22 protein-coding genes and 1 pseudogene are annotated in these 25,234 nt (G+C 68.2%); 17 read left to right on the top strand and 6 right to left on the bottom strand.

What is annotated here, in order from left to right; all coding sequences use genetic code 11:
- From SB751_RS27535 to SB751_RS27545, 3 genes and pseudogenes are all read left to right on the top strand, one after another.
- A pseudogene (locus SB751_RS27535) lies at positions 1–84 on the top strand (ABC transporter ATP-binding protein); the annotation flags it as partial.
- A 21-nt stretch (positions 85–105) separates the two neighbouring features.
- Positions 106–993 carry a branched-chain amino acid ABC transporter permease gene (locus SB751_RS27540; RefSeq protein ID WP_144203412.1) on the top strand — a complete coding sequence of 296 codons (888 nt, stop codon included), beginning with the start codon at positions 106–108 and terminating at the stop codon, positions 991–993.
- Positions 994–2,043, top strand: coding sequence for a branched-chain amino acid ABC transporter permease (locus tag SB751_RS27545; protein ID WP_144203414.1), 1,050 nt, complete (start codon positions 994–996; stop codon positions 2,041–2,043).
- On the opposite strand, the gene SB751_RS27550 is transcribed toward SB751_RS27545, so the two are convergent.
- Genes SB751_RS27550 through SB751_RS27560 form a run of 3 tightly spaced genes read right to left on the bottom strand, consistent with a single transcriptional unit; the run spans position 2,020 to position 4,486 of the window.
- A complete protein-coding gene (locus SB751_RS27550) occupies positions 2,020–2,655 on the bottom strand; it encodes a flavin reductase family protein (protein ID WP_144203416.1) in 636 nt (211 codons plus the stop codon). The two genes, SB751_RS27545 and SB751_RS27550, sit on opposite strands and share 24 nt — an antisense overlap.
- Positions 2,656–2,667: 12 nt before the next feature.
- Positions 2,668–3,462, bottom strand: a complete 795-nt coding sequence (locus SB751_RS27555) for a GntR family transcriptional regulator (protein ID WP_377732684.1) — start codon at positions 3,460–3,462, stop codon at positions 2,668–2,670.
- A gap of 31 nt (positions 3,463–3,493) precedes the next feature.
- A complete protein-coding gene (locus SB751_RS27560) occupies positions 3,494–4,486 on the bottom strand; it encodes a polysaccharide deacetylase family protein (protein WP_222104650.1) in 993 nt (330 codons plus the stop codon).
- Between the two features lie 253 nt (positions 4,487–4,739).
- Between SB751_RS27560 and SB751_RS27565 the strand changes: the two genes are divergently transcribed.
- From SB751_RS27565 to SB751_RS27600, 8 genes are all read left to right on the top strand, one after another.
- A complete protein-coding gene (locus tag SB751_RS27565) occupies positions 4,740–5,915 on the top strand; it encodes an ABC transporter substrate-binding protein (protein WP_144203418.1) in 1,176 nt (391 codons plus the stop codon).
- A 76-nt stretch (positions 5,916–5,991) separates the two neighbouring features.
- Complete coding sequence (locus tag SB751_RS27570; RefSeq protein ID WP_144203420.1) at positions 5,992–6,870, top strand: branched-chain amino acid ABC transporter permease; 879 nt, start codon at positions 5,992–5,994, stop codon at positions 6,868–6,870.
- Positions 6,867–9,467, top strand: a complete 2,601-nt coding sequence (locus SB751_RS27575; RefSeq protein ID WP_144203422.1) for an ATP-binding cassette domain-containing protein — start codon at positions 6,867–6,869, stop codon at positions 9,465–9,467. Before SB751_RS27570 ends, SB751_RS27575 begins: the two co-directional genes overlap by 4 nt.
- A gap of 7 nt (positions 9,468–9,474) precedes the next feature.
- Positions 9,475–11,085 carry a gamma-glutamyltransferase family protein gene (locus SB751_RS27580; protein ID WP_410748756.1) on the top strand — a complete coding sequence of 537 codons (1,611 nt, stop codon included), beginning with the start codon at positions 9,475–9,477 and terminating at the stop codon, positions 11,083–11,085.
- Positions 11,086–11,304: 219 nt separating this feature from the next.
- Entirely contained in the window at positions 11,305–11,523 is a 219-nt protein-coding gene (locus tag SB751_RS27585; RefSeq protein ID WP_092301853.1) for a hypothetical protein, read from the top strand.
- A gap of 78 nt (positions 11,524–11,601) precedes the next feature.
- Entirely contained in the window at positions 11,602–13,059 is a 1,458-nt protein-coding gene (locus SB751_RS27590) for an MFS transporter (RefSeq protein ID WP_410748759.1), read from the top strand.
- A 67-nt stretch (positions 13,060–13,126) separates the two neighbouring features.
- Positions 13,127–13,423, top strand: a complete 297-nt coding sequence (locus tag SB751_RS27595; protein ID WP_250025443.1) for a helix-turn-helix domain-containing protein — start codon at positions 13,127–13,129, stop codon at positions 13,421–13,423.
- A complete protein-coding gene (locus SB751_RS27600) occupies positions 13,416–14,723 on the top strand; it encodes a type II toxin-antitoxin system HipA family toxin (RefSeq protein ID WP_144203428.1) in 1,308 nt (435 codons plus the stop codon). Before SB751_RS27595 ends, SB751_RS27600 begins: the two co-directional genes overlap by 8 nt.
- Positions 14,724–14,763: 40 nt before the next feature.
- Here the strand turns inward: SB751_RS27600 and SB751_RS27605 are convergent, their stop codons facing one another.
- Positions 14,764–16,245 (bottom strand): patatin-like phospholipase family protein, encoded by a 1,482-nt coding sequence (locus SB751_RS27605; protein WP_144203430.1) that lies wholly within the window; start codon positions 16,243–16,245, stop codon positions 14,764–14,766.
- Positions 16,246–16,259: 14 nt separating this feature from the next.
- Positions 16,260–16,979 carry an SDR family NAD(P)-dependent oxidoreductase gene (locus SB751_RS27610; RefSeq protein WP_144203432.1) on the bottom strand — a complete coding sequence of 240 codons (720 nt, stop codon included), beginning with the start codon at positions 16,977–16,979 and terminating at the stop codon, positions 16,260–16,262.
- A 213-nt stretch (positions 16,980–17,192) separates the two neighbouring features.
- On the opposite strand from SB751_RS27610, the gene SB751_RS27615 reads away from it, so the two are divergent.
- Positions 17,193–18,053: an EamA family transporter gene (locus tag SB751_RS27615; protein WP_244845005.1), complete on the top strand. Its 861-nt coding sequence runs from the start codon at positions 17,193–17,195 to the stop codon at positions 18,051–18,053.
- A 23-nt stretch (positions 18,054–18,076) separates the two neighbouring features.
- Here SB751_RS27615 and SB751_RS27620 read toward each other — a convergent pair whose 3' ends face one another.
- Positions 18,077–18,673: a GNAT family N-acetyltransferase gene (locus tag SB751_RS27620; protein ID WP_144203468.1), complete on the bottom strand. Its 597-nt coding sequence runs from the start codon at positions 18,671–18,673 to the stop codon at positions 18,077–18,079.
- Between the two features lie 100 nt (positions 18,674–18,773).
- On the opposite strand from SB751_RS27620, the gene SB751_RS27625 reads away from it, so the two are divergent.
- The 5 genes from SB751_RS27625 (at position 18,774) to SB751_RS27645 (ending at position 25,215) form a co-directional block, all read left to right on the top strand.
- A complete protein-coding gene (locus tag SB751_RS27625) occupies positions 18,774–19,253 on the top strand; it encodes a winged helix-turn-helix transcriptional regulator (RefSeq protein ID WP_211943927.1) in 480 nt (159 codons plus the stop codon).
- A gap of 340 nt (positions 19,254–19,593) precedes the next feature.
- Positions 19,594–20,916 carry an MFS transporter gene (locus SB751_RS27630; RefSeq protein ID WP_144203436.1) on the top strand — a complete coding sequence of 441 codons (1,323 nt, stop codon included), beginning with the start codon at positions 19,594–19,596 and terminating at the stop codon, positions 20,914–20,916.
- Positions 20,917–20,952: 36 nt separating this feature from the next.
- On the top strand, positions 20,953–23,514 hold the full coding sequence (gene nirB, locus SB751_RS27635) for a nitrite reductase large subunit NirB (RefSeq protein WP_410748757.1): 2,562 nt from the start codon (positions 20,953–20,955) through the stop codon (positions 23,512–23,514).
- A gap of 15 nt (positions 23,515–23,529) precedes the next feature.
- The gene (gene nirD, locus SB751_RS27640) at positions 23,530–23,913 is read left to right on the top strand and encodes a nitrite reductase small subunit NirD (protein WP_144203440.1); all 384 of its coding nucleotides are present in this window, start codon (positions 23,530–23,532) and stop codon (positions 23,911–23,913) included.
- Between the two features lie 60 nt (positions 23,914–23,973).
- Positions 23,974–25,215, top strand: coding sequence for an NAD(P)/FAD-dependent oxidoreductase (locus tag SB751_RS27645; RefSeq protein WP_144203442.1), 1,242 nt, complete (start codon positions 23,974–23,976; stop codon positions 25,213–25,215).
- The last annotated feature ends 19 nt before the right edge of the window (positions 25,216–25,234 follow it).

The raw sequence follows: 25,234 nt of genomic DNA on the forward strand, positions 1-25,234 counted from the left end.
GAGCACGGGCAGATCGTCGAGCGCTTCGCCGCCGCCGAGCTGCAGGCCAAGATGCCGGTGCTGAACGAACTGCTTGGCGTGTAGACATATAGGGAACCGCATTTCATGACTTTCGATATTGGGATTCCCCTGCCGGCGCTGATGTCCCAGCTGCTGCTGGGTCTGGTCAACGGCGCCTTCTACGCGATGCTGAGCCTTGGGCTGGCGGTGATCTTCGGCCTGCTCAACGTGATCAACTTCGCCCACGGCGCGCTGTTCATGCTCGGCGCCGTGCTCGCCTGGGCCGGCATGGAGTACGCCGGCCTCAACTACTGGGTCATGCTGGCGCTCTCGCCGCTGGTGGTGGCCGTGCTTGGCGTGGTCATCGAGAAGACCATGCTGCGCTGGATCTACAAGCTCGACCACATCTACGGCCTGCTGCTGACGCTGGGCATCACGCTGGTGATCGAGGGCGTGTTCCGCTCGATCTACGGCGTGTCCGGCCTGCCCTACTCGCCGCCGGACGCGCTGCAAGGCGCCACCGACCTCGGTTTCATGATCCTGCCGAACTATCGCGGCTGGGTCGTGCTGGCCTCGCTGGTGGTGTGCTTTGCCACGTGGTTCGTGATCGAGAAGACCAAGCTCGGCGCCTACCTGCGCGCCGGCACCGAGAACCCGAAGATGGTGGAAGCGTTCGGCGTGAACGTGCCCCTGATGGTGACGCTGACCTACGGCTTCGGCGTGGCACTGGCGGCCTTCGCCGGCGTGCTGGCCGCGCCAGTGGTGCAGGTCTCACCGCTGATGGGGCAGAACCTGATCATCGTGGTGTTCGCGGTGGTGGTGATTGGCGGCATGGGTTCGATCATGGGCGCCATCCTCACCGGCCTGGGCCTCGGCGTGATCGAGGGCCTGACCAAGGTGTTCTATCCGGAAGCGTCCTCCACGGTCGTGTTCTTCATCATGGTGATCGTGCTGCTGCTGCGTCCCGCCGGTCTGTTCGGGAAGGAAAAATAAATGCTGGATTCGCAAAACCCCCGCGGCCGGGCCGCGCTTTACGGCATCGCGCTGCTCGTCGTGGCGCTGGCGCCGATGCTCGGCGCCTACCCGGTATTCGTGCTCAAGGTGCTGTGCTTTGCCCTGTTCGCCTGCGCCTTCAACCTGCTGATCGGCTACACCGGATTGCTGTCGTTCGGCCATGCGGCCTTCTTTGGCGGCGCCGGCTACGCGGCCGGTCACGCCATGAAGGTCTGGGGCCTGACACCTGAACTGGGCCTGCTGATCGGCACCGCCGGCGCGGCCATCACGGGCTGGGCGATGGGTGCGCTGGCCATCCGCCGCCAGGGCATCTACTTCTCGATGATCACGCTGGCGCTGGCGCAGATGCTGTACTTCTTCTGTCTGCAGGCACCGTTCACCGGTGGCGAGGACGGCATCCAGGGCATTCCGCGCGGCAACCTGTTCGGCCTGCTGCCGCTCGGCGATGACCTCGTGCTGTACTACGTGGTGCTCGCCATTGTGGTGGTGGCGTTCGCGCTGATCGTGCGGATCATCCATTCGCCGTTCGGCCAGATCCTCAAGGCCATCAAGGAGAACGAACCGCGCGCCGTGTCGCTCGGCTATGACGTCGATCGCTTCAAGCTGGCCGCCTTCGTGCTGTCGGCGGCGCTGTCCGGGCTGGCCGGCTCGTTGAAGGCGCTGGTGCTCGGCTTCGAGACGCTCACCGATGTGCACTGGTCGATGTCCGGCGCCGTGATCCTGATGACGCTGGTGGGCGGCCTCGGCACGCTGACGGGCCCCATCGTCGGCGCCCTGGTGGTGATCGCGCTGGAGAACAAGCTGGGCGACCTCGGCATGTTTCTCGCCAGATTCACCGGCCTGGACTGGTTCAATACGCTCGGCGAGTCGGTGACGATGGTGACCGGCGTGATCTTCGTGATCTGCGTGCTGACGTTCCGGCGCGGCATCGTCGGCGAGATCATCGCCAAGGCGGCGCAGTGGCAACAGCGCGTCCCGCGCCGCCGCGCCGGCCCCGCTCAGCCTTCACATCTCGTCGATCGCGGTTGAGGCCGTGACCACGCCGGCCTCTTTCTCCAGCGAGAAGCGGTCGCGCGTGGTCACGTAGAAGCTCGCGCCAAAGCGCCCCACGGGGAAGTAGTCCTGCAGGCGCACGCGCCAGCGTTCGGTGTCGATCAGCCCATCCCGGGCATGCAGCCGCAGCACGCGGCCGATGAAGATCTGGCGGCTCGCGGTTTCCAGCGTCTCCCACAGCGTGCATTCGAACGCGACGGGGGCCTCGGCAATGCGCGGTGCCGCCACCTGGGTGCACGGCGCGGCGGTGAGCCCCACCCGCGCCAGTTCGCTCACATCAGGCGGCAGCCGTTCGCCGCAGCGATGCATCTTCTCGGCCATGGCCTCGTCGCTGAGGTGCACCACGAACTCCTTCGTGCGCACGATATTGGCCGCCGTGTCCTTCAGCGCGCCGTCACCCAGGCGATTGACGCTGATCATCACGATCGGCGGCTCCTCGCCCAGCATGTTGAACATCGAGAACGGCGCGGCATTGGCCGTGCCGTCGGGGCCGAGCGTGGTCACCAGCGCGATGGGCCGGGGCACGATCAGACTCGCCATGAGCTTGTAGCGCTGGTATTCGGTAATGGCGTTGAAGTCGATTTCCATGAGGTGTTCCGGTCAGCCCTTGCTGGTCTTTGGCAATCCCAGCATCTGCGCCAGGCTCTTCTCGCCCTGCATGCGCGAGGTTTCGATCCGTTCCTCGAGTTCGCGCAGATGGGCTTCCATGCGCGCAACCGCGCCGGCGGCGTCGCGGGCCTCGATGCAGGCGACGATGGCCGCGTGCTCGTCGTGCTCGCACGGTGCATGTCCGGGCGGCTCATAGAGGCCCACGATCAGCGAGCAGCGCGACACCAGTTCGGTCAGGTAGCGTTGCAGCACCGGGTTGCGCGCCAGCGCCGCAATCCGCAGGTGAAAGCCGCTGGCCAGCCGCGCCCACGAGGGCTGGTCGAAGCGGTGCATGGCGTCATGCTCCTCGGCCAGCTGGCGGCGCAGGTCGCGCAGGTCGGCCTCGGTCACGCGCGTGACGGCGAGTTCCACCAGCACGCGCTCCATCGCCCGGCGGGCCTCGAAGATCTGGCTGGTTTCCTCGGGCGTGGGCTCGGCAATCACCGCGCCCTTGTTCGGCCGCAGCGCCACGATGCCATCGTGGGCCAGCTTCTCCAGCACCCGGCGCACCACGGCACGGCCCACGCCGAACAGCTGGCACAGCTCCGGCTCGGGCAGCTTGGTGCCCGGGGTCAGGCGATGGTTGAGCACGCCGTCGAAGATGGCCTGATAGATGCGCGTATCGGCATCCTCGGCGGTCTCCTCCCCGATGGGATCGACGGGCTTGGCGGTCTCTGAAGCGCGCTTGGTGGCGGCCTTGACGGCGGCCTTGGCGGCCGCAGGCTTCCTGGCAGCTTTGGTGGACATGACTTCGGTCAGGGAAACGATGGCCATGATATTAGCGTGAAGGGATCACGGCGGCAGGGGCCGCGGCGTCCGCGGCATCGACGGCGTCCATTGCGTCGCAGATCGCGCCCGGCGTGGTCAGCCAGACCTCGCCATGCGAGCGCCGCGCCGCGATATGCGCCAGCGCCCGGCGCAGGTGCCGCAGCCGGTACGGCTGGCCCACCAGGTAGGGATGCAGCGCAATGCCCATTACCAGCGGCTGCGGGTGTTGCGGATCGTTGGCCTGCGCCAGCATCTCGTCGAACTGGTCGATGATCATGTCGGCAAAGGCGGCGCCGTCAAGGTGGCGCGCGATGATCATCGGGATGTCGTTCAACTCCTGCGGATAGGGAATCGACCACAGCCGGCCGCCGCGCGTGGCCATGCGCACCGGGCGGTCATCGTGCGCCCAGTTCAGCGTGTAGCGATAGCCGGTCTCGGCCAGCAGGTCCGGCGTCACCATCGTCTCCGAGATCCACGGCGACAGCCAGCCGCCGGGCGCCCGCCCGCTATGTGCGGCGATGCGCTCCCGGCAGTGCACCAGCAGTGCCCGCTCGCCCGCCTCGTCGAACTCGCTCTGGCGATGGGCGTTGGTGTGGCCATGGCCGATCAGCTCGTCGCCGCGTGCCAGGCAGGCGTCCAGCACTTCGGGGCAATGGTCGTACAGCGCGGTGTTCAGCAGCACGCCGGCCGGCATCTCCAGCCGGTCGAACAGTTCCAGGCAGCGCCACACGCCCACCCGGTTGCCGTACTCGCGCCAGCTGTAGTTGAGCACGTCCGGCTGCGGCGAGACCGGCCCGAGGTTGGCGCCCAGCCCCTCGCCAAAGGCGAAGTGCTCGATATTGAAGCCGAGGTAGACCGCCAGCCGCGCGCCATTGGGCCAGCGGAACGGATCGGCGTCGGTAATCGGCCGGTACGGAAAGCGGCCATGGTCGCGCAGCGGGCCGAAGGTGGGAAGCCCGGCGGCGGCCTTTGTGGCCGCCAGCGGACTCGGGTTTTGCGTCATGGAGGGATGCCTCTCATCAAATGTGCCCCGCTTTGGCCCATCGCGCACCGGATTCGTGCGACATGAACCATGGCGGATCGTATGCAGTCAGGTTTGCAGATCGTTCGCAAAATGCGGGCCAGATCGTCTGCATCTTGACGGGTCAATCGCTCCAGGATCATTTTCGGTTTTGTCGACGGATTGGCACGGCTCTTGCGAGCCGGGTGGTTCGAAGCACCCATCCACCCTCGATCCGCCCATCCGGAGAACTGCCATGTTTCGTCCCCAACGCCGCGCCCTCCTCGCGACCGCCGCCGCTGCCTGCGTCATGACGGCGCTGCCCGCCCATGCCGCCGACACCATCAAGATTGGCCTGATCACGGCGTTGTCCGGCCAGTCGGCCCGCGCCGGCGAGTCGCTGACGCGCGGCATGACCGTCGCCATCGACGAGATCAATGCCAAGGGCGGCCTGCTGGGCGGCCGCAAGCTGGAACTGGTGCGCCGCGACGACGAGGGCAACCCGGCCAAGGGCGTGCTGGCCGCACGCGAGCTGATCTACAAGGAAAAGGTGGCCGTGCTGTTCGGCGGGCTCGACACGCCGGTGTCGATGGCCATCGTGCCGATCGCCAACCAGGAGAAGGTGCCGTTCATGGGCCCGTGGGCCGCCGGCACGCCGATCACGCGCAACGGCGCCAATCCGAACTTCGCCTTCCGCGTGTCCGCCGTGGACGAGGTGGTGGACAAGGCGATGCTCCAGTACGCCCAGAAGACCTTCAACGCCACCAAGCCCGGCCTGATCCTGGTGAACAACCCGTGGGGCGAGTCGAACGAAAAGGGCATCGTCGCCGCGATGGCCGCCAAGGGTGGCAAGCCGGTGGGCGTGGAGAAGTTCGAGGCCAATGACGTGGACGTGGTGCCCCAATTGGGCCGCCTGAAGGCCGCCGGCGCCGACGTGCTGCTGATGGTGGGCAACGTTGGCCCGTCCGCGCAGGTGGTGAAGTCGCTGGACCGTATGGGCTGGAAGGTGCCGGTGGTCTCCCACTGGGGCCCGGCCGGCGGCCGCTTCACCGAACTGGCTGGCCCGAACGCCAAGAACGTCCACTTCGTGCAGACGTACAGCTTCTTCGGCGCGCAGACCCCGGTCAGCACGCGCGTGGTGAGCGACCTCAAGGCCAAGTACAGCGACATCAAGGGCCCGGACGACATCACCCCGGCCGTGGGCGTGGCCAACGCCTACGACGCCACGCAGCTGGCCGCCCTGGCGATCGCCAAGGCCGGCAGCACCAAGGGCGATGCCATTCGCGAAGGCTTCTACAAGATCGACCGCTATGAAGGCCTGATCAAGACCTACGTGAAGCCGTTCTCGCCGACCACGCATGACGCCCTGAGCGAAAACGACTACGTCTGGGCGCAGTTCATCGACAACCGCATCGTGCCGGTGGCGAAGTAAGCCGTTAGCAGCAACCGATGGTTTGCTCCCCGGTCCCGCGCGGCTGCGGGGAGCAGAACGAATACAAGGATTCACCATGCTTTGGATCTCCGCCCTCATCAGCGGGCTCGGCCTGGGCAGCATGTATGGCCTGATGGCCCTGGGCTTCCACATCACCTACGCGGTGTCCGCCACCGTCAACTTCGCGCAGGGCAGTTCGATGATGCTGGGAGCAGTGCTGACGTACAGCTTCGCGCAGACACTCGGCTGGCCGATGCCGCTCGCCATCGTGCTGGCGCTCGGCCTGTGCGCACTCTACGGGCTGGCCGTGGAATTCCTGGCCGTGCGTCCGTTCGCGAGCCGGGGCTCCAACGCGTGGCTGATGGCCACCGTCGCGCTTGGCATCGTGCTCGATAACGTGGTGATGCTCGCCTTCGGCACCGAGCCGCGCAGCCTGCCCTCCCCGCTCGCGGCACAGTCCGTGCAGCTGGGCGATACCGGCGTCGGCGTCTATCCGCTGCAACTGGTGATTCCCGTGGTCGGCCTCGCGCTGGCGGCCGTGCTGCACTACGTGCTGCGCCGCTCACGCTGGGGCGTGGCGATGCTGGCCGTGGTGCAGAACCGCGACGCCGCGCGCCTGATGGGCATTCCCATCCGCCGCACCATCGCCGGCGCGTTCGCCATTTCCACGCTGCTGGCCGGCATTGCCGGCGTGCTGATCGCGCCGCTGTTCAACGTGCAGGCGGACATGGGCACCGTGTTCGGCCTGAAAGCCTTCGCCGTGGCCATTCTTGGCGGGCTCTCCAGTGCCTGGGGCGTGATGATTGCCGGGCTGATCTTCGGCGTGGCCGAGGCGCTCATCACCGCATCGCTGGGCTCCAGCTACACCCAGATCATCACGTTCGCGCTGGTGATCGCGCTGCTGGCCCTGCGGCCGGACGGCCTGTTCGGACGCGCGGAGGTACGCAAGGTATGAACGATTCGATGGTTTCCTCCAATCCGCCCGCTTCGCCCGCGCCGCTGGCCCGGCCAGCGCGCGCCGCCGCCCCGCTGCTCGGGCTGGGCACGCCGCTCCAGATCCTCGTCATGCTGGCCGTGCTGCTGGCCGCCGCCGGGCTTGTGCTGTCGCTCAACGGCTATTTCGTCTTCGTGATTGCCGGCGTGGCGATGCTGGCGATCTGCGGCGTGGGCCTGAACCTGCTGCTCGGGCTGACCGGGCAGGTGTCGTTCGGCCATGTCGGCTTCTATGCCATCGGCGCCTATACGGTCGCCATCCTGACCGGCCAGGCCGGCTGGAGCTTCTGGGCCGCGTGGCCGGTGGGCGCGCTGATCGCCGCGCTGCTGGGCGGCCTGCTGGCCCTGCCCGCGCTGCGCGTGAAGGGCCCCGGCCTGGCGATGGTCACCATCGCCTTCGGCTTTATCGTCGAACACGGCGCCGTGGAGTGGCGCGCGCTGACCGGCGGGCAGAACGGCCTGATGGGCATCGCGCAACCGTCGCTGCCCGGCGTGGAAGGCGGCGAACGCGCGCTGGCGCTGATCGCGCTGGCCGTGCTGGGCGTGGCGCTGGCCGCCTATGCCCGCATCGCGCGCGGCAGCTGGGGCGCGGCGATGCGTGCGGTGCGTGACAGCGAAACCGCCGCGGCGTCCATCGGCGTCAATCCGCTGGTGGTCAAGACCGTGGGCTTCGCGTTCTCCGCCGCCCTGGCGGGGCTGGCTGGCGGGCTGTTCGCGCCGTTGCAGGGCATGGTCACGCCGGGGATGTTCTCGTTCCTGCAATCGATCCTGTTCGTGCTAGTGGTGATGATTGGCGGAGCGGGCACGGTAGCCGGCCCCGTGGCGGGCGCCGTGGTCGTCGGGCTGCTGCCCGAGCTGCTGTCCAGCCTCGAAAACCTGCGCCTGCTCTGCTTCGGCATGCTGTTGCTGGTGGTGCTCTGGGTGGCGCCCACGGGCATGGTGGGCGTGGTGACGGACCTGCTGCGCCGCCTGCGACCGGCCCGCGCTGCGGCCGCCCACGCGGCGGCGCATGGCGCGCAGTTGCCGGTGCGGCCGGCAGAAACGCGGCGCGGGCTGTCGGCGCTCGGCCTGTCGATGGTGTTCGGCGGCGTGCGCGCGGTCGATAACCTGTCCTTCGACCTGCCGCCAGGTCAGGTGACGAGCCTGATCGGCCCCAATGGCGCCGGCAAGTCCACCGTGCTGAACATGCTCTCCGGCTACTACCGGCCGCGCGAGGGCGGGCGCCAGCTTGGCACGGCGCCGCTGCCGGCGCGTGGCGCCTGCGACAGCGCGCGGCAAGGCATCGCCCGCACCTACCAGACCACGCAGCTGTTCGCCGGCATGAGCGCCACCGACAACGTAGCCATCGCACTGACAAAGGGCCGCCTCGGCACGCTGCTCGGCATCGCCGGCTTCACCGCGCCTGCCGTGCGCGAGGAAGCCCGCGCGCTGCTGGCCGCCTGCGGCTACACCGGCGACCCGGACGCCAGCGCCGCCGACCTGGCCCACGTGGACCGCCGCCTGGTGGAGATCGCCCGCGCGCTGGCCACGCGGCCCGCCGTGCTGCTGCTGGACGAACCTGCCGCCGGCCTCTCGCGCGAGGACAAAGCCACGCTGGGCCGCCTGCTGCGCAAGATCGCCGACAGCGGCGTGGCCGTGGGTCTGGTCGAGCACGACATGTCGCTCGTGATGGATGTCTCCGATGGCATCGTCGTGATCGATGCCGGCCAGCGCCTGGCCGTGGGCACGCCTGAGGCAATCCGCACCGATCCTGCCGTGCGCCGCGCCTATCTGGGCGACGCCGCCAACGCGCCGGCCCGCAAACCCTCGGCCAGCCAGCCGGTTGGCGGCGCGCCGCTGCCGGAGGTGCTCGGCGTGAGCGCGTTGCGCGCCGGCTATGGCGCCGCGCCGGTCCTGCACGATGTGGACCTGCAGGTGCGCGAGGGCGAGATGGTTGCGCTGCTCGGCGCCAACGGCGCCGGCAAGTCCACGCTGATGCGCGCGCTGGCGGGCCTGCATCGCCCGGTGCAGGGCGGCATCACGTTCGACGGGACCGATCTCGCCCGGCTGGACGCCGCACGCATCGCCGCGATGGGCGTGGTACTCGTGCCGGAAGGCCGGCAGGTGTTCCCGGAGCTGTCCGTGCTCGACAACCTCCGCCTGGGCGCCTTCCCCTCCGGCCCGCTGCCGCGCGTGGAGATGATGCGCCGCGTGGAATCGATGTTCGCGCGCTTCCCGCGCCTGCGCGAGCGCCAGCACCAGCGCGCCGGCCTGCTCTCCGGCGGCGAGCAGCAGATGCTGGCCGTGGCGCGCGGGTTGATGTCCCAACCGACCGTACTGCTGCTGGACGAACCGTCCCTCGGCCTCGCGCCGAAGGTCATCGACGAGTTGTTCGCCTCGCTCGACACGCTGCGCGAGGCGTCCATCACCATCCTGCTGGTCGACCAGATGGCCGCGCTCGCGCTGTCGCTGGCGGACCGCGCCTATGTGCTGGAGGAAGGCCGCGTCGTGGCCAGCGGCCCGGCCGACGCACTCGCGCGCGACCCGGCGCTCGTGCAGGCCTATCTGGGAGGACATTGAACCTGCGATGACACCATCCCTCCACACTTCCGCCCTCGCCCCCAATCTCGCCCATTCCCGCGAGGGCATGGTCACCAGCCCGCACGCGCTCGCCAGCGAGGCGGGTCTCGAAATCCTGCGCGATGGCGGCACCGCCATCGAAGCCGCCATCGCGATCGGCGCCACGCTGGCCGTCACCTATCCGCACTTCACGGGGCTGGGCGGCGATGCCTTCTGGCTCATCAGCGACCGCGCGGGCAACGTGCGCACGCTATCCGGCATCGGCCAGGCCGCGCAGACGCTGCCAGCCTTCGGCGACGCCATTCCCACGCGCGGCCCGGGCGCCACGCTGACCACCGCCGCCACAGTCGATACCTGGGACCGCGCCTACGCCATCAGCCGCGACGTCTGGGGCGGCCGCCAGGACTGGTCCGCGCTGTTCCGCCGCGCCATCGCCTACGCGCACGAGGGCTTCCCGGTCACACCCTCGCAACATTTCTGGCAGACCTTCCGGGCCGATGAACTGGGCGGCTGGCCCGGCTTCGCGCAGACCTTCATGCCCGACGGCGCGATTCCGGCCATCGGCACAACCCTGCGCCAGCCGGCGCTGGGCCGCAGCCTGGAACGCATCGCCAGCCATGGCGCGCGCGAGTTCTATGAAGGCGAGTTGGCCGAGCGCATCGTCGCCGGCCTGCGCGCCGTGGGCTCGCCGTTGCGCATGGCGGATCTGGCGGGCACTGCCGCGCGCGACGCGCTGCCGCTGCGCGTGCACTATCGCGGCGGCGAGCTGCTGAGCCTGCCGCCGCCCACGCAGGGCGTGACCACGCTGCAGATCCTCGGCATCCTCGACCGCTTCGACCTCGCCGGCATCGCCGAAGGCAGCGCGGACTACTACCACCTGCTGGTGGAAGCCGTGAAGGAGGCGTTCATCGAGCGCAACCGCTACGTGGCCGACCCCGAGTTCGTCGACGTGCCGGCCGAGGCGATGCTCTCCCCCGCCCGCCTGGACGCCATGGCCGCCCGCATCGACCCGGCCCGCGCGCTCGACTGGCCGCACGTCTACCAGCACGGCGACACCGTCTTCCTGAGCGCGGTGGACCGCGAGGGCCGCTGCGTGAGCGTGCTCCAGACCGTGTATTTCGACTGGGGTAGCGGCGTGATGGCCGGCGATACCGGCATCCTGTGGCACAACCGGGGCGCGGCGTTCAGTGTCGATCCGACCCATCACAACGCGATTCAACCGGGCAAGCGCCCGTTCCATACGCTGAATCCGGGCATGTATCTCAAGGACGGAAAGCCGCGCCTGCTGTACGGCACGCAGGGCGCCGACGGCCAGCCGCAGACGCTGTCGGCGGTGCTCACGCGGCTGATCGACTACGGCATGGACCCGCTCACGGCGCTGGCACGGCCCCGCTTCCTGCTCGGCCGCACTTTCTCCGACGCCGGCGACAGCCTGAAGCTGGAAGCGGACGCCGGCACGGATGTAATCGCAGCCCTGGCACGCCGTGGCCATGAAGTCAGCGTCATTTCGCCGCAGAGCCCGCTCGCCGGACATCCGGGCGTCATCGCCATCGGCGAAGATGGCGCGCTGGCCGGCGCGCACGACCCGCGCAGCGACGGCGTGGCGATGGGGGTGTAACAGGGCACGGCGGGGACGTAGCGGTTTTGTATCGGCGAGGAACCCGCCCCGGCGGGCCTCGTCAAAGCAATGACTGTCGCCATGGCTGTCGGCTCGCGATCACGATGCGTTGCAGCGTGAATGCCAGGCCGCGATAGTCCACAATCCATCTCGGAGGCCGCCACTGCCACGCGGCCCCGCGTCCCCAGCAACCGCTCCCCTCTCGCCAAGGAGAACACCGTGCTGAGCCCACACGAACTGGCCACGCTGATGCTGATCGGCAACGGCCCCCATACCCGCTCCGATACGGCGGACGCACGCGAGATCGATCCCGTCGACCTCGATGCACTCGTCGCCCGCGAACTTGTCACCCTGCAAGCCGAACAAGGCCGACGGCCTTGCCCGCAAATCACTGCCCATGGCCGCTCGATGCTGAAAGCCGTCGGCCGGGAATGCTGAACCCTTCGCACTGACCGGACCGCTGACCGCTGGCGGCATCAATGGGATGCCGCCGGCTGATAGCCATCGGAGACCCTTATCGCCGGCTGGCAATCCGACATCCCCGCGCGCCTCGACCGCCTGCCCTGGTCCGCCTGGCACTGGCGCGTGGCCCTCGCCCTCGGCATTGCCTGGGTGCTCGACGGGCTGGAGGTCACCCTCGTCGGCTCCGTAGGCGCCGTGCTGGAGCGGCCCGACACGCTCGGACTCTCCGCCTCGCAGGTCGGCTGGACGGGCTCCCTCTATATATTAGGGGCCGTCATCGGCGCGCTGGTTTTCGGCCGCATGGCCGACCGCCTGGGCCGCAAGCGGCTGTTCCTCGCCACGCTGTTCGTCTACATGACGGCCACGCTGCTGACGGCGTTCTCCCCCAATTTCGCGTTCTTCGCGCTGTGCCGCTTCCTGACCGGGCTCGGCATTGGCGGCGAATACGCGGCCATCAATTCCGCCATCGACGAACTGATCCCGGCGCGCGTGCGGGGGCGCGTCAACCTTGCCATCAACGGCAGCTTCTGGCTCGGTGCGGCGCTGGGTGCGGGGCTGAGCCTGGTGGTGCTCGATCCGCGCGTGCTCGGCCCGGTCTGGGGCTGGCGCGCCTGTTTCGCGCTGGGCGCGGTGCTGGCGGTGGCCATCGTCCTGATCCGGCGCCACGTACCCGAAAGCCCGCGCTGGCTGGCCACGCACGGCCACCGCGCGGAGGCGGAGCGGGTGATTGCCGGCATCGAGGCCGAGGTGGCCGCGCGCCACGGCCCGCTGCCGCCGCCGGACCCCGCCGCGCACGTGGCCTACGCGGGCCGGCCCGTGCCCACCGTGCGCGAGATCGTGGGGCTGCTGGTGCGGCGCTACCGCTCGCGCAGCGTGGTGACCCTGATGCTGATGGTGGCGCAGGCGTTCTTCTATAACGCCATCTTCTTCACCTACGCGCTGGTGCTCACGCGCTTCTACGGCGTGGCGGAGGAACGCGTGGCGCTCTATATCTTCCCGTTCGCCATCGGCAATGCGCTCGGCCCGCTGATCCTGGGGCCGCTGTTTGACCGCGTGGGCCGCCGCAAGATGATCGCGCTGACCTATGTGCTCTCTGGCATCGGCCTGGCCGCCACGGGCTGGGCGTTCATGGAGGGCTGGCTGGACGCGCGCGCGCAGGCGCTGTGCTGGTCGGCGGTGTTCTTCCTGGCCTCGGCGGCGGCCAGCTCGGCCTACCTGACCGCGAGCGAGGTCTTTCCGCTGGAGATGCGCGCGCTGGCCATCTCCGTGTTCTACGCGGTGGGCACCGGCACGGGCGGCTTTATTGCCCCGGTGCTGTTCGGCATGCTGATCGAAACCGGCAGCCGGGGGGCGGTGGCTGTGGGCTACGCCATTGGCGCGGCGCTGGTGATCGTGGCTGGGCTGCTGGCGCTGCGGTTCGGGGTGGATGCGGAACGTCGGCCGCTGGAGCACATTGCCCCGCCGCTGGGCTCGGACGCCGATATTATGTCAATCCATAATAAAGACAGATAAATTATGAAATAGCATAATTTTTTGGCGGCTGCTATGCTATGGCATAACATCACCTTCGGTTCGAACCATGTCCTCCTTCGCCGCCCAGTTGGGCCAGCTTCGCAAGGCGCGCGGCCTCTCGCTCGGCGCTGTTGGCCGTCTGATCGGCATGGCGGCGCCCAACCTGTCGGTGGCCCTGAGCGGCAAGCAGGATGTGCGCGGATCGACACTTGAGGCCATCGCCACCGCCCTCGACGCCGAATGGGTGCTCGTACCGCGCGAGCATCTGGCCGAAGTCCAGCGCACCGTGAGCGGCAAGGCCACCGGCCCCGACCGCGCCGCGCCCACCTCGGTAGACCTGCTGCTCGGAGAATCCGATGCCTGACGGCCTGCGCCCCCGCTATCTCACCGTCCACCTCCACAACGTGCTGTGCGGCTACCTTTGCGAAGCCGGGCGCACCACGCGCTTTGTGCCGGGCGAAGCCTTCCGCGGCGATGCCGGACGGCCAACGCTGAGCCTCTCCCTGACGATTCCGGGCAACGAGGCGCTCACCGCCACGATCCTCGCCAACCCTTTCCATCCGGCGCTCTACAACACCCATGGCGAGCTGCCGCCCTACTTTGCCGGCCTGCTGCCCGAGGGCGAACTGCGCCGGCGGCTGGAAGCCACGCGCCACCATCCGGACGACCGCGACGATTTCGGCGTGCTGGCCGCAGCCGGCGAAGACCTGCCGGGCGCGCTGATCGTCCGCCCGGCGGACATCGACGCCCTGCCTGAAACCGTGCGCACCGTGGGCGTGACCGGCGGCGCGGACAACCTGGAAATCGCCGTGGTGGAAGGCGCCACCGAGGGCGCGGCATCGGTGTCGGGCGTGCAGAACAAGCTCGCGCTGTCCACCGCGCACGCCGGCAAGCGTTACACCATGCCCACCCACGGGCGGCTGTCGGACCTGATCGCCAAGCTGCCGGCCCGCAACGACGACAGCCAGATCTTTAACGAATATGTGTCGATGCAGCTCGCGCAGGCGGCCGGCGTGGCCGTGGCGCCGTGCAAGCCGCAGCCGCTGGCGACCATCGACGTACCCGGGCTGGCCGAGGCGCTCGGCGCCGACCTGCACTTCCTGGCCGTGGACCGCTTCGACCGCGAACCCGGTGGCCGCGTGCATGCGGAAGACGGCTGCCAGGTGCTGACGCGCATGCCATCGCGCAAATACGCCGGCAACGACGCCTACGTGGCCATCGTCCGGCTGCTGGAGCGGCTCAGCGTGCGCGGCATCGAGGACGTGCGGCAGTTCTTCATGCGGCAGGCCGTGAACACGCTGATCGGCAACAGTGACGCCCATCTCAAGAACTTCTCTTTTCTGTATCGGAACGGGACCATGCCCGAGCTGTCGCCCGCCTATGACATCGTCAGCGTGGCGGCGCTGTCCGGCTTTGCGGCGTTTGGCCAGAACGTGGCCATCGACGGCCTGCAACGCAAGCAAACCCTGGAGACCTACCGCGATTTCGCCCGCGAGGCGAAGATCGCCGAGCGCATCGCCCTGGCGGCCGTGAAAGACGCCGTCACGCTGGCCCGCGAGCGCTGGCCGGCCTTGCTCGACACCCTGCCCACCCCGCCAGCCATGCGGACCGTGGTGCTGGAGCGGCTGGAGACATTGCCGCTGGCGCGGCTGGCGCGGCGCTGAGGGGGCGGGGGGCTTCCCCGGAATCGACCCTTATCGACCCCTATCGCGCCGTGGCCGCTGCGGTGTCGGCCTTTTGCGGATCGGTCACGATGGTCGCGCCGGCGTCTTTCAGCAGCCGCTGGAAATCCGGCGAGGTCATGATGATCTTCCCGGCGGCAGCCCGCAGGCGGTCAACCGCCTCGGGTGGCAGGGAAAACGACGTGGGGAGTTCATTGAGGTAGGCCAGCTCTTCCCGGTCTTCCAGCCGGGCGAACGACACGTCGATGGCGTAGATCGTCGCGTCTGGCGTGCGGAGCGCGCTGGCAACCGCCGCATCCTTGTTCGCAGCGAACGCCGCCGAGCGGCGGACCTCGCCCATGGACCGCCAGCGCGCCTGACTGTCCTTCAGGAGTTCGGTCGCCTCATAGGAATAGTGGTCGATCGGCACGCCGGCGGCTTTCACCAGGATTTCGATCATGCCCGGCGGCGATTCAGACTTGTCCCATTCCGTTTTGGGAACGGAAAGCGAATTCACGACAAAGACGGCGATATGGCGCACCTGATCGAGCGGCGTCTGAAGGCCGACCAGGTGCAGCGCTTCCATCAGTTCCAGGGTGTCCAGCACGCTGCGCATGCCGAGGTTGTCGGAAACGCCGCCATCCACGACGTGGAGGTAGGGCCGGTTGATGCTGTCGCCAAACTCCGCCTCTTCCCTGATATGGCGAGTGGCGCGCGCGGCGGGCCGGGGCGGCTCGCTGTCCTCGATAAACGGCTGGATCCAGTCCGGCGCCTTGTAGTTGCAGCGACCGCCGTAGTTGTTCAGCGTGATTGGCGTGAGCACCACTGGCACGGCGGAAGAGGCCGCCGCCGCCCGTGACAGCCGCACGGCATTGAGGTCCGAACACAGCACATCGAACGTGGCCTGCGTAAAGGGCAGGCGTGCGCCCGTGGTGATATCGGTGGCCGAAGCCACGATAAAGGGGCCCTGCCCCCTGTTGAGGTCACCGAACGTCGCCCCGTGAAAGAGGATTTCGTCGTACAGATCCGCCGCAAGTTCCGAGCGCCCCCATCCGCCCGACCACAGGGACGGCCAGTAGGCCGGATTGAAGGTCCGGCGCGTGATCGTGCCTTGTACATCGCGCTTGAGGAACGTCTGCTCGTAGTCGTCGAACAGCCTTTCGCCGTAGAGCCCATAGGCCAGCGCCGTAAAGCTGCCGCCCGACACCCCGGTCACCACGCTCACATGGTCGAGCAGGCGGGACTTGCCCCGTGGCCCGACGACTTCGGTGTTGCGCAGGAACTCGAGGACGCCGTACGAGAAGGCCGCCGCACGGGTACCCCCGCCCGAAAAGGCCAGGATGACGAGGTTTTCCCTGCTGGCGGCAAACTGGGGGCGCGTGAAGAAGCGATAGCCGGCGTTCTGGTCTGCCTGGGCAATCGGCGGGTTGACCGGCCGGCTCGCACAACCGCCCAGCAGGAGGGTCAGGCCGGGCAGGAGCCAGAACGCAAGTGCCAGCCATACGGAGGTCGCGGAGGTGGCCATGGGGGTTGTCATCCCTAGCTGAGCCCATCCAGCACCAGATGCTGCCCGTGGATCGCTTGCGCACCCTCGGACGCCAGGAACGCCACCGCGCGCGCTGCCGCGCCGGTGGACACCCAGTGCGTGTGCTCCGCAGCCGGCATGGCGTTGCGGTTGGCCGGCGTGTCCAGAATGCCCGGGGCGATGCTGTTGACGTTGATGCCTGCCGCGCGCACCTCGCGGGAGAGGCTTTCCACCAGCCGCTGCAGGGCGCTCTTGGACGCGCTGTAGGCGCCCATCGTGGCCGCGCCGGCCGTGGCGCCGCGCGCGGAGACGGCCACGACCTTGCCGCTGCGCTGGAACATCATCGCCGGAATGAAATGCCCGGTCACGGCGACGAAGGACCACGCGTTCAGGTCCATCATCCGCAGCCAGGATTCCCGGCTCAACGCGTGGGTGGGCTCGCCCATCTCGAAGCCGCCGGCCACGTGGACCAGCACGTCGACCGCGCCGAAGGCATCGAGGATAGCCGCCGCCACCGGCGCCATGGCCGTGTCGGACGTGACGTCGGCCGCATGGAGCAGCATGCCGCCCTGGTCGGGCTCCGGATGGGCGAACACGGTCTGCAGGTGTTGCAGGTCACGGTCGATCAGGGCCAGCCGGGCGCCCTCGGCGGCGAAACGGCTGGCCACGGCGCGGCCCAGCGCCCCGGCGGCGCCAGTAATCACGACATGACGGGGAGGTGCGGTCGCATCCATCGATGGCTCCATGAAAGTTGCCCTTCCACCATAGAACCCGCGCGGCTGGACCGCCAAATGTTGCCGCGCGCCAAACTGTACAGCGCAGGCCGCGCCCATCTGTGCATGGCGGGCCACAGCCGGCTCGGGCATCATGCGGCTCCGGCCATGCCGGCGGGCGCCGCAGGTTGCCACTGGCGCGGCGCCCCGCACCACACCGTTCCAGGACCCGAATTGCCGCTTACCCGCCTCAAACAAAGTCAGACACTGCTGGCCGTGCTGGCTCTCATCGCCTCCATGGCCTCGCTTTGCGTGGGTACGTCGTTCGCCAAGAGCCTGTTCGGCGTCCTGGGCGCCCAGGGCACCACGGCGTTGCGGGTGGGGTTCTCGGCGCTGATCCTGCTCTGCGTCTGGCGGCCGTGGCGCTTTCCGCTCACGCGCGCCAATGCCCGCGCCATCGCGCTGTACGGCGCCGCGCTGGGCGCCACGAACCTGCTGTTCTATATGTCCCTGCGCACGGTGCCGCTGGGGCTGGCCATCGCCATCGAGTTCACCGGGCCGCTGACCGTGGCGGTGCTGTCCTCGCGCCGGGCCATCGATTTTCTCTGGATTGGCTGCGCCGTGACCGGCCTGCTGTTGCTGCTGCCGCTGGGGGCGTCCACGGCCCATCTGGACCCGGTGGGCATCGGCTATGCGCTCGCGGCCGGGGTGGGCTGGGCACTCTATATCGTGTTCGGGCAGATGGCGGGCAATGCGCATGGCGGCCAGGCCACGTCGCTGGGGCTGACCATGGCCGCGCTGGTGACGCTGCCGTTCGGGCTGGCCCATGCGGGGACGACGATGTTCAGCCCGTCGCTGCTGCTGGCCGGGCTGGCGGTGGGGCTGCTGTCGAGCGCGATTCCCTATTCGCTGGAGATGGTGGCGCTGAAACGCCTGCCGCGCCGCACCTTCGGCATCCTGCTCAGCATGGAGCCGGCCATGGGTGCGCTGGCCGGGCTGGCGTTCCTCCATGAGCAGCTCACGCCGATCCAGTGGGTGGCGATTGCCGCCATCATCGTGGCGTCGATCGGCTGTACGGCGACGTCCCGGCGCTAGGCGCCGATCTTAGTTGACCTGACTTAGTTAGCGGCGAACCAGTCGCGCGGGAGCCATTCGGCGGAGGGAGCGGAGGGGGCCGGGGCCTTACGGGGTTCGGCCAGCGTCAGGCTCACTTCGTGGAGCAGGCTGTCCTCGGGGTTGCGCCGCGTGGCGAAGCCACAATCGCGCATGATGGCCAGCATGCGGCGGTTTTCGCTGAGCACGTCGCCACGCATGCCGCGCAGGCTGGCGGCGCGGGCCAGTTGCTGGAGCCGCTGGATCAGGCGCCGGCCCAGGCCCTGGCCCTGCCAGTTGTCCGCCACCACCACGGCCAGTTCGGCCAGCCCCTCGTCGTTCACCACGTATTCGGCATTGGCGACGATGACCTCGCCAAAGGTGACCACCAGCGCCACATCGCGGTCCTGGCGACGGCTCACAAACCGAGCAAGCGTCTCGTTGGCCACCGGGCCACCGGTCAGGAAGCGGAAATAACGGCTTTCGCGCGACAGGCCATCCACAAAGGCTCGCAGGCGCCCGTGATCGGACACCCGGGCGGCGCGCAATGTCACCTGCGCACCGCCCCGCACGGTCCAGCTTTCTTCACTGATGGCCGCTTGCGCGTCGCGCTGCTCGTTCATCCACTTCATGACGCGCTCCTGACTACGTTTTATGTAGCCAGGAGTATAGGCGATACCCTGACTTTTGCAAACGTAGTTAGGGTGCTATGCTGGATTCACCATGACCGAACCCACCCAAGTCACCCTTCCGCCATGCTCCATCGCCGCCACGCTTTCCTTGATCGGGGAAAAGTGGACGATGCTTATCTTGCGCGATGTGTTTTCCGGGGTGCGGCGATTCGACGATTTCCTCCAGCGCCTGCAGTGCTCGCCCGCGGTGCTGTCCGCACGGCTCAAGACACTGACCGAAGCCGGCCTGCTGCGCCGGGTCAGCTATAAGGAACCGGGCGAGCGCGAACGCTTCCAGTACCACCCGACGCGCGCCGCCGTCGATTTGCTGCCGGTGCTGGTCGGCCTGATGCAATGGGGCGACGATCACCTCGCGCCCAGTGGCCAGGGTCCGGCGGAAGTACGCTCAAAAACCTCCGGGCTCAGGGTGCGCGCCGCCTTGGTCGACGAATCCGGCGCCCAGGTCCTGCCAAAGGACATGCAGTTGCTGTCCGCCTACAACGTCAAGTCAGACGGCAGCAACGAAGGCTGACCGGCTCCCCCCTCCCGGGTGCGCCCTCCCCGCGCGCACCGTGCGGAATCATTGCACTGCACCATCCCCGTGCCCACGCCCCATGCTGGCGCCGCACCATGATGCATAAACGTGCATTACACGCCGCTTTTCGTCCGAAAACCGGCTTTCCACGCGCCTGATACGCCCCACCACCGGCTGGCACACCGCTTGCGATACAGAGCACGGGCCGGTCAACGGCGACCTGCCCACCCCACATCAAACGCTGGCTATCTCATGTAGCCACGCGTCAGGACAACGGCGTCCCCAGAACTGGCCTTTGCCAGCCTCTCGGGACGCCTTTTGTTTTTGGAGCACAAGCATGAACGGTAAAGCCACCCGGATCGACCTGCTGAGTCTCAAGACCCCGCAGATGCGCGCCTTCCACCTGACCTGGATGGCGTTCTTTGTCTGCTTCTTCGCGTGGTTTGCCTGCGCACCGCTGATGCCGGTGCTCAAGGGCGAGTTCGGCCTCACGCCGGGCCAGATCGCCAACATCAATATCGCCGCCGTGGCGGTGACCATCATCGTCCGCCTGATCATCGGCCCGATGTGCGACCGCTTCGGCCCGCGCAAGACCTACACCGGCCTGCTGGCCATTGGCGCGCTGCCCGTGCTCGGCGTAGCGCTGGCGCAGAACTACGAGACCTTCCTGTTCTTCCGCCTGCTGATTGGCGCGGTGGGCGCGAGCTTCGTCATCACGCAGTACCACACCTCGGTGATGTTCGCGCCGAACGTGGTGGGCACGGCCAACGCGGCGTCGGCCGGCTGGGGCAATGCCGGCGGCGGCGCGGCGCAGGCGGCCATGCCGCTGCTGCTGGGCGCGATCCTGATGATTGGCGTGGACCACACGCTCGGCTGGCGCCTGGCGCTGGTGGTGCCCGGCGTGCTGATGCTGATCATGGCCGTCGTGTACTGGAAGTTCACGCAGGACTGCCCGGAAGGCAACTACTCGGACCTGCGCGCACGCGGCGTGGCCGTCAGCGGCGCTAAAGGTGGAAAAGGCGGCGGTGGCTGGGCCAGCTTCAAGGCGGCCAGCGCCAACTACCGCGTCTGGCTGCTGTTCATCACCTACGGCGCCTGCTTCGGCGTGGAGATCTTCATCCACAACGTGGCCGCCACCTTCTACGTGGACCACTTCGGCCTGTCGCTGTCGGCTGCCGGCATGGCTGCGGCGAGCTTCGGCCTGCTGGCGCTGTTTGCCCGGGCGCTGGGCGGCTATGTGTCGGACCGCTTCGCCCGCCGCCGTGGCCTGGACGCCCGCTCGATGGTGCTGTTCGTCTTCATCCTCGGCGAAGGGCTGGGCCTGCTGTGGTTCGCGCAGGCGTCCAGCGTCACGCTGGCCGTGGTGGCCATGCTGATCTTCGGCCTGTTCACCCACATGGCCTGCGGTGCCACCTACGCGCTGGTGCCGTTCATCGACCGCAAGGCGCTGGGCGGCGTGGCCGGCATCATCGGCGCCGGCGGCAACGTGGGCGCGGTAGCGGCCGGCTTCCTGATGAAGGGCCTGGGCGACCTGCAACAGACCCTGACCTACCTCGGCGTGGCCGCCACGATCGCCGCGCTGTGCGCCATCGCCGTGCGCTTCAGCGCCGAGCACAAGGCCCAGGAGCAGGCCCTGTACGACAGCGCGCTGGCCAACTGAATTCGCATACGAAGAACCCCGGACAAGGAAAGCATCATGAAAATCATCATCGTCGGGCACGGCATGGTCGGCCACAAGTTCCTGGAATGCCTGGCAGACGCCGGCGCGCAGGACCTCGAAGTGACGGTGCTGTGCGAGGAGCCGCGCCCCGCGTACGACCGCGTCCACCTCTCCGAATTCTTCGCGGGCAAGTCCGCGGAAGACCTCTCGCTGGTGCCGGCCGGCTTCTTCGAGCAGCACAACAACATGCTGCTGCGCCTGAACGCCAGAGCCACGGCCATCGACACCGCCGCGAAGACCGTCACCACCTCCACCGGCGAGACGCTGGCCTACGACAAGCTGGTGCTGGCCACCGGCTCCTACCCCTTCGTGCCGCCGCTGCCGGGCAAGGACCGCAAGGACACCTTCGTCTATCGCACCATCGAAGACCTGGAAGCGATGCGCGAATGCGGCAACCGGGCGAAAACCGGCGTGGTCATCGGCGGCGGCCTGCTCGGGCTGGAATGCGCCAAGGCGCTGAGCGACATGGGCCTGGAGACCCACGTGGTGGAGTTCGCCCCGCGCCTGATGGCCGTGCAGGTGGACGAAGGCGGCGGCCGCATGCTGCGCCAGAAGATCGAGGCGCTGGGCGTCAAGGCGCACACCGGCAAGAACACCAAGGAAATCGTCGATGGCGTGGAAGGCACCCATCGCATGAACTTTGCCGACGGCACGCACCTGGACACCGACATGATCGTGTTCTCGGCTGGCATCCGCCCGCGTGACGAACTGGCGCGCGAGAGCGGCCTGGCCGTGGGCGAGCGCGGCGGCATCGCCGTGGACAACAACTGCCTGACCTCCGACCCGCACGTCTACGCGATTGGCGAGTGCGCGCTGTGGCAGGGCAAGATCTACGGCCTGGTGGCCCCCGGCTATGACATGGCCCGCGTGGCCGCCCGCCACCTGCGCGGCGAAGCTGCCGAATTCGGCGGCGCCGACATGAGCACCAAGCTCAAGCTGATGGGCGTGGACGTGGCCAGCATCGGCGACCCGCACGGCAACGTGCCGGGCAGCCGCTCGTACCAGTTCACCGACGAGCGCAAGCAGATCTACAAGAAGCTGGTGGTGTCCGACTGCGGCAAGTACCTGCTCGGCGGCGTGCTGGTGGGCGATGCCGAAGAATACGGCACCCTGCTCCAGATGATGCTGAACCGCATCGAGCTGCCCGAGTCGCCCGAATTCCTGATCCTGCCGTCCTCGGATGGCAAGGCCAAGCCGGCGCTGGGCGCCGACGCGCTGCCGGACACCGCCCAGATCTGCTCGTGCAACAACGTCAGCAAGGGCCAGATCTGCGCCGCCGTAGGCGATGGCGCCACCAGCATCGGCGCGCTGAAGACCTGCACCAAGGCCGGCACGGCGTGCGGCGGCTGCGTGCCGCTGGTCACGCAGATCATGAAGGCCGAGATGAAGAAGCAGGGCATGGCCGTCAACAACCATGTCTGCGAGCACTTCCCATACTCGCGCCAGGAGCTGTACCACCTGGTGCGCGTGGGCAAGTTCAAGTCCTTCGAGGACCTGCTGGCTGCGCACGGCAAGGGCCTGGGCTGCGATATCTGCAAGCCCACCGTCGGCAACATCCTGGCCTCGTGCTGGAACGACTTCGTGCTCAAGGAAGAGCACGCCAGCCTGCAGGACTCCAACGACTACTTCCTGGCCAACATCCAGAAGGACGGCACCTATTCCGTGGTGCCGCGCATGCCGGGCGGCGAAGTGACGCCCGACGGCCTGATCGCCGTGGGCCAGGTGGCCAAGAAGTACGGCCTCTACACCAAGATCACCGGCGGCGCGCGGGTGGACATGTTCGGCGCGCGGCTGGAAGAGCTGCCGATGATCTGGGAGGAACTGATCGCGGCCGGCTTCGAGTCGGGCCATGCGTACGGCAAGTCGCTGCGCACGGTGAAATCCTGCGTGGGTTCCACGTGGTGCCGCTATGGCGTGGATGACTCCGTGGGCCTCGCCATCGAGATCGAGAACCGCTACAAGGGCCTGCGCGCGCCGCACAAGATCAAGTTTGGCGTGTCCGGCTGCACCCGCGAATGCGCCGAGGCGCAGGGCAAGGACGTGGGCATCATCGCCACGGAACGCGGCTGGAACCTCTACGTCTGCGGCAACGGCGGCATGAAGCCCCGGCACGCCGAACTGCTGGCCGGCGACCTGGACCACGACACGCTGATCCGCTACATCGACCGCTTCCTGATGTTCTACATCCGCACGGCAGACCGCCTGCAACGCACCAGCACCTGGCGCGACAACCTGGAAGGCGGGCTGGACTACCTGAAATCGGTGGTGATCGACGACAAGCTGGGCGTGGGCGCCGAACTCGAAGCCGAGATGCAGCACGTAGTGGATACCTACGAGGACGAGTGGAAGAAGGCCGTGACGGACCCCGAGACCCGCAAGCGCTTCCGCCACTTCGTCAACAGCGACCTGCGCGACGACAACCTCGTCTTCCTGGAGGAGCGCGGCCAGATCCGCCCGGCCACGCCCGAGGAACGGAACTTGCAGCGCTCCCGCCTGAGCCACATCCCCGTGGTTGCCGTGCCCGCAAAAGCAGCCTGATAAAAGGAGAACGTGATGCATCATTCCCATCATCCCGAAACCTGGACCGCGATTTGCACCTTGCGCGACATCGTGCCCAATACTGGTGTCTGCGCACTGGTTGATGGCCAGCAAGTGGCCGTGTTCCGCATCGGCCGGGGCGAGGAGGTCTTCGCCATCGACAATTTCGATCCGAACTCGCAGGCGGCGGTGCTCTCGCGCGGGCTGGTTGGCAGCCTGGGCGAGCGCGTGGTGGTGGCCTCGCCGATCTACAAGCATCACTTCGACCTGCGTACCGGCGAATGCCTGGAAGCCCCCGAGCACTCGGTGGCGGCCTACGCGGCCCGGGTCTACGACGGCAAGGTCTGGGTAGCCGCCAGCGAAGTCGCACGACAGGCCGAGGAAGAACTGGCGGCCTGAGCTGCTTCCCCCGCTTCCCACATTGCCCCTCGCCCACGCCCAAGCCATTTGAGACGCCCCATGACGCCCACCGCCAACTCCCACGCCAAACCCCGACTGGTTGTCGTCGGCAACGGCATGGCCGGCATGCGCACGGTCGAGGAACTGCTGAAGCTGGCGCCGGACCTGTATGACATCACGGTGTTCGGCGCCGAGCCGCACGGCAACTACAACCGCATCCTGCTCTCGCCGGTGCTCGCCGGCGAGAAGACCGTCGACGACATCATGCTCAACACGCGCGAGTGGTACGCCGCGCATGGCATCGAGCTTTTGGCCGGCGACCCCGTGGTGGCCATCGACCGCCCCCGCCGCACGGTGCGCTCGGCTTCCGGCCGGGAGGTGCACTACGACCGCCTGCTGCTGGCCACGGGCTCCAAGCCGTTCATCCTGCCGGTGCCGGGCCATACGCTGGACGGGGTGATCGCCTTCCGCGACATCCAGGACGTGGAAACCATGCTCCACGCCGCCCGCAACCATCGCCACGCGGTGGTGATTGGCGGCGGCCTGCTCGGGCTGGAGGCCGCCAACGGCCTGCTGCGCCAGGGCATGGACGTCACCGTGGTCCACCTCGCCGACAGCCTGATGGAGCGCCAGCTGGACAAACCCGCCGCCGCGCTGCTGAAGCTGGCGCTGGAGCGCAAGGGCCTGCGCTTCCTGCTCGGCGCGCAGACCGCCGGCATTCTGGGCGATAGCCGCGTGACCGGCGTGCTGTTCAAGGACGGCAGCCAGATCCCGGCGGACCTGGTGGTGATGACCGCCGGCGTGCGGCCCAATATCGAACTGGCGGCCGGCGCCGGGCTGCGCTGCGAGCGCGCCATCGTGGTGGACGACACGCTCCAGACCTTCGACCCGCGCATCTACGCCGTAGGCGAGTGCGTGCAGCATCGCCAGGCCACCTTCGGGCTGGTGGCGCCGATCTGGGACCAGGCGCGCGTCTGCGCGGCCCATCTGGCCGGCGCCGGCCATCGCCGCTACGTGCAGCAGGCCACGGCGACCAAACTCAAGGTCACCGGCGTGGACCTGTACTCGGCCGGCGATTTCATTGGCGCCGATGGCAGCGAGGATCTGGTCCTGCGCGATCCCCGGCGCGGCGTCTACAAGCGGCTGGTGCTGCAGGACGGCCGGCTCGTGGGCGCGGTGCTATACGGCGACGTGCAGGACGGCCCGTGGTACTTCGACCTGATCCAGAGCGGCAAGCCGGTTGGCGCCCTGCGCCAGCGCCTGCTGTTCGGCAAGACCCAGTGCGAGGCCCTGGCCGCCTGATTTACCGCCTGATTTGCTG

The sequence above is a fragment of the Cupriavidus sp. SIMBA_020 genome (genome assembly GCF_046535395.1).
GTDB lineage: Bacteria > Pseudomonadota > Gammaproteobacteria > Burkholderiales > Burkholderiaceae > Cupriavidus > Cupriavidus campinensis.